Annotated in this window: 6 protein-coding genes; all 6 read left to right on the top strand. The window is 35.4% G+C overall.

Annotated elements, in window-relative coordinates; genetic code table 11:
* Nucleotides 1–253 precede the first annotated feature (253 nt).
* The 6 genes from BO222_RS01235 to BO222_RS01210 all read left to right on the top strand — a co-directional run bounded on the left by BO222_RS01235 (nt 254) and on the right by BO222_RS01210 (nt 7,682).
* On the top strand, nt 254–1,972 hold the full coding sequence (locus BO222_RS01235; RefSeq protein ID WP_075817653.1) for a nucleotide sugar dehydrogenase: 1,719 nt from the start codon (nt 254–256) through the stop codon (nt 1,970–1,972).
* A gap of 252 nt (nt 1,973–2,224) precedes the next feature.
* The gene (locus BO222_RS01230; protein ID WP_075817651.1) at nt 2,225–3,364 is read left to right on the top strand and encodes a Gfo/Idh/MocA family protein; all 1,140 of its coding nucleotides are present in this window, start codon (nt 2,225–2,227) and stop codon (nt 3,362–3,364) included.
* Nucleotides 3,357–3,926, top strand: a complete 570-nt coding sequence (locus tag BO222_RS01225) for an acyltransferase (protein WP_075817649.1) — start codon at nt 3,357–3,359, stop codon at nt 3,924–3,926. The genes BO222_RS01230 and BO222_RS01225 overlap by 8 nt, the downstream gene beginning before the upstream one ends.
* A complete protein-coding gene (locus tag BO222_RS01220) occupies nt 3,904–5,115 on the top strand; it encodes a DegT/DnrJ/EryC1/StrS family aminotransferase (RefSeq protein WP_083647613.1) in 1,212 nt (403 codons plus the stop codon). Before BO222_RS01225 ends, BO222_RS01220 begins: the two co-directional genes overlap by 23 nt.
* A 32-nt stretch (nt 5,116–5,147) precedes the next feature.
* Complete coding sequence (locus BO222_RS01215) at nt 5,148–6,248, top strand: glycosyltransferase (RefSeq protein ID WP_075817647.1); 1,101 nt, start codon at nt 5,148–5,150, stop codon at nt 6,246–6,248.
* A 39-nt stretch (nt 6,249–6,287) separates the two neighbouring features.
* Complete coding sequence (locus tag BO222_RS01210; protein ID WP_075817645.1) at nt 6,288–7,682, top strand: glycosyltransferase family protein; 1,395 nt, start codon at nt 6,288–6,290, stop codon at nt 7,680–7,682.
* Nucleotides 7,683–8,190: the final 508 nt, after the last annotated feature.

The following is an 8,190-nucleotide window of genomic DNA, read 5'->3' as shown; positions in this document are numbered from 1 at the left end:
TCCATGAAAATTCCACCTCCAGAATCAGTTTCTTAAGGTGGATTCATGAGATCCAATCAGATAACCAATAACATTTTTGTACATGTAATCATTACCCGGATTGGACATTTAAACTTTACCCGTAACAAAAACAAGTAGAAAGAAAACAAGTAGAAAAGATAAATCAAAGAGCTGACAAAAACAGAAACACTCATACCAAATTAACGAAAAAGAATCAGATGAAGAAATAAAACCAGATCAGAAAGGAAAAATAATGAAAGAGTTCATGTCTAAATCATCATTTTCAATTAATGATGGATATGCAAAATTGATAAAAAAAATTGAAGATAGAACTCTGAAATCGGCAGTGTTTGGACTAGGCTACGTTGGCTGGCCTTTATGTAAACAAATCGCTCGTTCTGGTTTTTTGGTTGCTGGTTTTGATACGGATTATAAGAAAATTGAGTCTCTGAAAAGAGAACTGGAAGTAAATGAAGACTTAGATGATGATTCTGATAATGCTTTAAGTGATTCATCAAAAGAATCAGATTGGAAAGATCTCATCTTTTTATCAGGGCTTCTTCATGATCTTGGAAAGTGTGATATTCATAAGCGCTTAGATAAAGAGTCTTCTTTACCTTATACAGGAGATGAACAGTTAGAAGATAAACAAGCAGAATACAAAGAAACATGTGTAGAAGATTCACAGATTGATCTGTTTGTGGTCTGCGTTCCTACTCCATTGGATGAAAACAGAAAACCTGACTTTACCTTGGTTAATCAGGCAGCCAGAATGATTTCTCGATTACTCAAGAAGAATGGACATCAGATTGTTATTCTCGAATCTACTGTTTCATGTGGATATACCGAAAATGAATTTCGATCCATTCTTGAATCCAAATATTCAGGACAAGAGCTTATTGCTGGAAAGGATTTTTATTTAGGATTTGCCCCGGAACGAATAGATCCAGGCAATAAAGAATACTCAATCGATAATACTCCAAAAATCGTCAGTGGAATCAACGAAGAATCTAAAAGTCTGATTCATAAATTCTACTCAATGATCTTATCAGCACCTGTGTATTCAGCTAATTCATGCATAGAAGCAGAACTTTGTAAATTACTGGAGAACACTTATCGAAACGTGAATATCGCATTAATCGAAGAGTTTGCAAAAATTGCTAATAAAGCAGGTGTATCTGTTCACGATGTGATTGATCTGGCCAAAACCAAACCATATGGTTTTGAAGCTTTTGTTCCTGGACTGGGCATAGGAGGGCATTGCATCCCTGTTGATCCTCACTTTTTGTTGGAATCACAGGCAATTCAAGAGCAAACTTATCCCTTAATTGAGACCGCTATCAGCATCAATGACAGACAAACAAAATATTGCTGTGATTTGATTGAAGAAATATTAAGTTCAAATTCAATCGGTATTTCAGAATCAAAAATTCTGATTCTTGGAATTGGATATAAACCTGGAATGGTAGACATCAGAGAATCTCCATCCATTAAACTCATGAACAGGCTGCTAACAAAAGAAGCCAACGTATTCTATTGGGATCCGTTATTCAAAGATGAAAACGAAATCAAATCGAAACTTGAAATTGGAATAAGCCCTCAACAGAGTTCAGGAATAAACGAACGCTTGATAAATAATGAAAACGAAGAGGAAAAAGGAAAGATAGAAGGAATTCAGAGAAATGAATTTGTTCACTCAAAGGTATCAAATCAATTGGATAAAATGCGTAAACCAAATAAATCCGATCATACAAATCAAATTCATGAATTCCAAGGTGTGATCAATAAAGTCGATGAGTTTGATTTGATTGTTATTGCTTCTTTGTTTTCGATAGATGATTCTGAACTGGAAATTCTGATCACAAAATCAAAGCTGATCTTTGATCCTTCGGCCTTAATTAAAAGAAGGCTGAAAGCAAAGTTAAATACAGAATTTGAAACAGAAGATCTGAACCATATTTATACCCTGTAATTGAAATGAATTTAATGAACTGAAATACATAGAATGATTGTATTTATGGACGAATTTAATCAGGAAAGAACAAATCCAAATGAATCAGTCGATTAACCTGAGATATTCGTTTGAACATTCATCAATGATCAATAATCAATAATCAATCCATTATCCATTAATCGTTCATTCAATTTATCCGTTTTATACCTTCATTGGATTCATTTCAATTACGTAAAGCAATCTCAAGTTAAATTGGAAAAGGAGAGAAGTATGAAGGTCGCCATTGTCGGATATGGAAGAATCGCAAAAAGACATCATGAAGTCATTCAGGAAAATCAAGATGAACTGATATCAGTCTGCGATAATAATCCAGCTGCTTTACAAAAAGCGATTGATAAGGATCCGTCTGTTCATACCTACACCAGTCTTTCAGAAATGCTCGTTAGCGAGCCAGAGATTGAAACTGTAGCAATCTGTACACCAAGCGGTTTACATTCATTGCAGGCTAAAGAATGTATGGAAGCTAAAAAAGCCGTTTTAATTGAAAAGCCAATGGCTTTATCGATTCAGGAAGCTGATGAGCTGATCCAGACAGCTGACAAGTATTCTTTAACAGCGGCAGTCTGTCACCAGAATCGATTCAATGGTCCTCTGAGGCAGATAAAAAAAGTCCAAAGAGCAGGTGAGTTTGGAAAGATATCTCATGCTTCTTTACATGTTCGTTGGAATCGAAATGAAAATTATTATCAGCAGGCAAAATGGAGAGGAACCTGGGAAATGGATGGTGGAGTATTGATGAATCAGGGGATCCATGGAATTGATTATCTTCTGACAATCATGAATTCACCTGTAGTCAGTGTATTTGGAAAAATCGCAAACCGCATTCATCCATTTAATGAAACGGAAGATCTTTGCACCGGGATCCTTGCCTTTGAAAATGGAGCATTAGCCACCATCGAAATTACCGCAAACACTTATCCGCGTAACTATGAAGAAACTCTATATTTGTTCGCAGAAAATGGAACAGTAAAAATTGGTGGAGCCTGTTTAGATCAGATTGAGTACTGGAATGTAAATGCCCTAGCAAACCCATCTACAGAAGATGACCAATTCAAAGAAAATGAAATCTCGAAAGACATCTATGGAAAAGGTCATCTTTCAATGTATCAAAATATAAGAAACGTATTGCAGGAAAATAAAGGAAACGCAGAAATAAAAGAATATACCGAAGCAAAAGAAACCAAAGAAAACAAATCAGAACCGTTGGTTAATCTTTTAGAAGGAAAAAAGGCACTCGAAGTCATATTAGCTCTTTATCAAAGTGCAAAAGAAAATAAAGAAATCAAACTTCCTTTAAAAGAAAACTTCTCCACCATGAAAATGAAAGGGTTTTTAAACGATCATGAATAAAGCAATGATTCATGAAAGTGCCTGGATTGATGATGGAGTCGAAATCGGCGAACAAACCAAAGTCTGGCATTTCTGTCATATTCAGCAAGAAGCCAGTATTGGCAAGAATTGTACGATTGGACAGGGTGTAAATATTGGTCCCAAAGTTCATATTTCTGATCGAGTTAAAATTCAGAATCATGTCTCAGTCTTTGAAGGAGTCATTCTTGAAGAGGATGTCTTTGTAGGACCTTCTGCAGTCTTTACCAATGTTCATAATCCAAGATCACCGTTTCCTGCCGAACAATATGAAAAAACGATAGTTCATAAGGGATGTTCAATCGGAGCAAATTCTACAATTGTCTGTCCAAGGGAAATAGGAGAGTGGTCGATGATTGGAGCAGGCAGCGTAGTAACCAAGGATATAATGTCCCATGCTTTAGTTGCTGGTAATCCAGCCAGACAGATTGGATGGGTATGTAAATGTGGAAATAAACTCAATGATCATCTGCAATGCCCAATATGCCAGAGAGTATATATAAGGAAGGATACAGGTCTTTATGAAATCGAAGATGAAATTTAAACATCTCGATCGGCAATATGAAGAAATCAAGGATCAGATTCATCAGGCAATTACTGATGTCCTTGAATCAGGACAATATATCCAGGGAGAAAACGTCAAAAAATTAGAAAAAGAACTGGCAGATTATACTGGATCAAAATTTTGCATCACCTGTGCAAATGGGACTGATGCTCTGACTCTATGCCTGCTTTCTATAGGTATTAACAACCAGGATGTAGTCTTCGTTCCGGATTTAACTTTTGTCGCCAGTGCGGAAGCAATCGTTCAGGCAGGTGGAATTCCCTTCTTTGTGGATGTGGACTTAGAGACCTGGACTATTTCACCTGAAGACTTAAAACATAAAATCAAAATCATCAATGAAGAAACAGATTTGATTCCTAAAGCAGTGATAAGTGTAGATCTGTTTGGCAATCCAGCTGATTATGATCAGATCAGACAGATATGTAAAGAACATAATCTGAAATTGATTGTCGATGGAGCGCAGTCTTTCGGATCTGAGTATCGAGGAGAATCTACTTTAAAAATCGGTGATTTTTCAACAACCAGCTTCTTTCCAGCTAAGAATCTTGGCTGTTATGGGGATGGCGGAGCGATATTTACAGATGATCCTGAATATGCAAATACGGTTCGTTCTCTATGTTTTCATGGGAAAAGCTTAACTGAAAGTGGTATTTACGAAAGAGTTGGAATGAACAGTCGATTAGATGAAATTCAGGCTGCTATATTAAGAGTCAAACTGAAACACTTTGAAGAATTTGAAAAGAATCAGATTCAGAAAAATGCTGAGTTGATCAGAAATCTGATCCAGGAAAATTCGGACAAAGCTCATAACAATATGAATTTAAGTGTTCAGAAAATTCAAAAAGAATCGAATCCTGTACTGTCGCAGTTTTCGATTCTTTTTGATTCAGAAGAACAGCGCGATTGGGTAAAAAAAAAGATGGAAGAAGAAGGTATACCTGCACAAATTTATTATCTATTTCCTTTGCTCATGCAACAAGCTTATTCAGTGTACGATCTTAATCTACTTCGATTGAAAAGTGAACAGATGAATAGAAATTCCAGATCCATTTCAAACCGAATTTTATCCATTCCTTTTGATGCATATCTTTCAGATTCTGAAATCAATCAGATTATTCAGGTGGTTTTTCAAATCAGACTTTGTTTATCGGAATTTAGAAATCAATAGAGTGGAATAAATAGAGTATAGAGGATAAGAGAATGAAAAAAGTATTACATTTGGTTTCGGCTATGAATATTGGGGGAATTGAAACGCTCCTAATGAATCTGTTGAGGGAAAATTGCAATCAGAAATTACTGAAGTTTGAACTGTTATGTCTGTATGATCATGAGGGTGTGTTTGATCGGGAAATCAAAAAACTAGGTTATCCCATCCATAAGGTAAAAAATCCCCAAATACAGATCAAAGGAATAAGATATCTGGTCAGACTTTCTAGATTAACGAAATTTTTAAAAACAAACATGAATGATATCGATATTATTCATATTCACATCAGTTCGAGTATTTCAGCCTTCATTCCAATTCTGGCTAATAAATTCTCTGGAGTAAACAAAAAAATAGTAATCCATTCGCATAACTCTGACGGTGGATATAAAAAGTTGCACTATTTCGGGAAAGAAATCCTTAAAAAAATGGATGTGGTACGAGTGGCTTGTTCTCAACAGGCAGCAGATTGGTTATTTGGACCTGAGTCAGAATCTAAAAATAAAGTTCATATCATATTGAATGGAATTGATACACAAAAATTCAAATATTCTGAGTCGGTCAGACAAAGGATGCGTCAAGAATTGAATGTCGATAACAAGACGGTGATAGGCCATGTCGGCAGACTGGCAAAACAGAAAAACCATGGATTTCTGATCGAATCTTGCCGCTTATACCATCAAACTCATCCAAACTCTGTTCTTGTTATAGCTGGTTCTGGACCAGAAAGAAATTCAATAGAAAAAAAGATTGCAAATTATAGCCTGAATCATTGTGTGATGCTTCTCGGTGATCGCAATGATATATCAGACCTGTTATGTGCCTTTGATATTTTCTGGTTTCCTTCTCTTTATGAAGGGTTGAGCCTAAGTTTGCTGGAAGCCCAGAGTTCAGGACTTCAAATTTTATGTACAGACAATGTATCCAAAGAAACGGTCCAATCTGACCGAATTCATTTGCTGCCAATTCAGGATCCTAAACTCTGGAGTCTGAAAACTGATCAATACATCAATAAAAGAACATCAGGATCTAACACCTGTTCAATGGACATAAAAAACACCTATCGAGAATTGGTAAATTTGTATCATTTGCTGTAAGTCGATGATTGTTAGCCAGGATATTAAGGTTAAATATATATGAAAATTTTACTGTTAACAGAGTATATTGCTCCAAAAAAAGCGGTAGCCAGCATACGATGGACAAAAATAATCAAGTATCTCAAACAACTGGATAAAGATATACAGATCGATGTGATAACGACTCAAAGATTTCAGAATAGGATTCCTGAATATCAGATTGACGAGTTTTTAATCAGGGATCTTAGTCATATCGATCATTATTATCAGGTTCAATTGATCGATTATATCGTTCTGTTGTATCAAAAAGTCAAAGTTGGCTTTAAAAAGATTACAACAGGAAATAACCATAGAGTCTTTCAGAAGAACAGCCAAGAGTCTTTTAATCTGTTAAATAAAATGACAAATAATACAACCGAATGGAATAAAACTGTAAATAGTTGTTATAAAAACGATTCAATCCATTTGCGAAAACTGAAGAACTGGTATTTAAAAGTGTGGAGTGAATTAGTTTCTTCCCAAATCATCTATCACTACTGCATAAAAAGAGTGGATTTTAATAAATATGATTTTCTTATTACCAGCTATGGTCCTGAGTGGCCGCATAGAGTAGGTTCGATGATTAAAATGAGGCATCAGTCTCTCCTCTGGATTGCGGACTTTCGTGATCAATGGGCCAGGGAGATTGATGAAGATTGGTTATATTGTCGTAATAAGTGCTTAACTGAGAAGATCTGTATACATGCGGATTTGTTGCTGAAAGTAAATGATCATTTGATATTGCACGAATCGAAAAACCAGTCAGTGATGACTTTGACAAATGGCTTTGATCCTGATGAAAAACAGAAACCAAGTCGTGCGGATCAATTCTCTATAGTCTATACGGGTACAATTTATTATACTGATGACTTGAATCCATTGTTCGCCGCAATTAAGGAACTGATTCAGGATGGAAAAATAGATTTAAAGGATCTTGTCTTTTCCTATTGTGGTAACAGCAGTACTGTTTTTGACGCGTATATCCGAGAATATAACTTTGATGATTGTTATATTAACCACGGTAATTTATCCAGAAAAGAATCTTTAAAATTACAATCTTCAAGTTCTCTTCTGATTATGGCTGGCTGGAGTACAAATAAAGAAGTCATAGAATGGTCGGGTAAAATGTATGAGTATATGATGAGCGAAAAACCAATACTCTATCTAATGACTGGCGATCTGGAAAGTTCGGTTCCTTCACAAAAAATGAAAGATTTGGGAGGGTTTTGCTTCGAAACAGCGAAGTATGAAAAAGAATATACAAAGATGAAAGACTATATTTTAGATATTTATTTTCAATGGAAAAATGGTGCAATCAAAGTAGAGAATCAGGATAAGATGTATATCAATACTTTTTCATATCCAGAAATTGCGCGACGTTTTTATCAAATATTGAAAAATTTTAATTATTCTTAAAACTACTATACCCAAAACTCAGGTTTTACATAGGTATTCAGTAAGAAAGTTTATCTGTAATTACCGAAATTTTTTCTATCCAGAAATTCTATCTAAGTTTTAACAGCTTCAATTACGCTTTATGTACAGATATTTCGAGTTAGTATCACCTTATAATCCTGAAAAGATTTATTCTATGGTTAGAAATAATTCTACCTAGGTGAATCGTTATGTATCTCTGCTATGACAGAAAAAATGGGGTTGTATATGGAAAAGTCTGCTGTTCACACTGGGTGGACGGTAAAGACCGAAAGACTTACATCAATCTTGGTCGTGTAATCGACAAACAGAATCATATTTTCAAAAACCGTAAGCGAGGACTGTTTCGCTACTTCCCACCATAGGATCTATATTTTGATGTGGATGAAAGCAAGTATTCATCCAGTCCTGTAACCCATTCACCATCTTTGATTCTTAGCTTTGGAGATGTCTGGTTTCTTAACGAATATCTGAAATCAACCGGACTCCT

The sequence above is a fragment of the Ileibacterium valens genome (genome assembly GCF_001945525.1).
GTDB classification, from domain to species: Bacteria; Bacillota_I; Bacilli_A; order Erysipelotrichales; family Erysipelotrichaceae; genus Ileibacterium; species Ileibacterium valens.
This window is presented reverse-complemented; position numbering and strand designations above follow the sequence as displayed.

What these genes read in the sequence shown, in the direction of transcription:
- BO222_RS01225 (WP_075817649.1), top strand. Translation starts at nt 3,357, where the DNA reads ATGAATAAAGCAATGATTCATGAAAGTGCCTGGATTGATGATGGAGTC.
- BO222_RS01235 (WP_075817653.1), top strand. Translation starts at nt 254, where the DNA reads ATGAAAGAGTTCATGTCTAAATCATCATTTTCAATTAATGATGGATAT.
- BO222_RS01230 (WP_075817651.1), top strand. Translation starts at nt 2,225, where the DNA reads ATGAAGGTCGCCATTGTCGGATATGGAAGAATCGCAAAAAGACATCAT.
- BO222_RS01215 (WP_075817647.1), top strand. Translation starts at nt 5,148, where the DNA reads ATGAAAAAAGTATTACATTTGGTTTCGGCTATGAATATTGGGGGAATT.
- BO222_RS01210 (WP_075817645.1), top strand. Translation starts at nt 6,288, where the DNA reads ATGAAAATTTTACTGTTAACAGAGTATATTGCTCCAAAAAAAGCGGTA.
- BO222_RS01220 (WP_083647613.1), top strand. Translation starts at nt 3,904, where the DNA reads ATGAAATCGAAGATGAAATTTAAACATCTCGATCGGCAATATGAAGAA.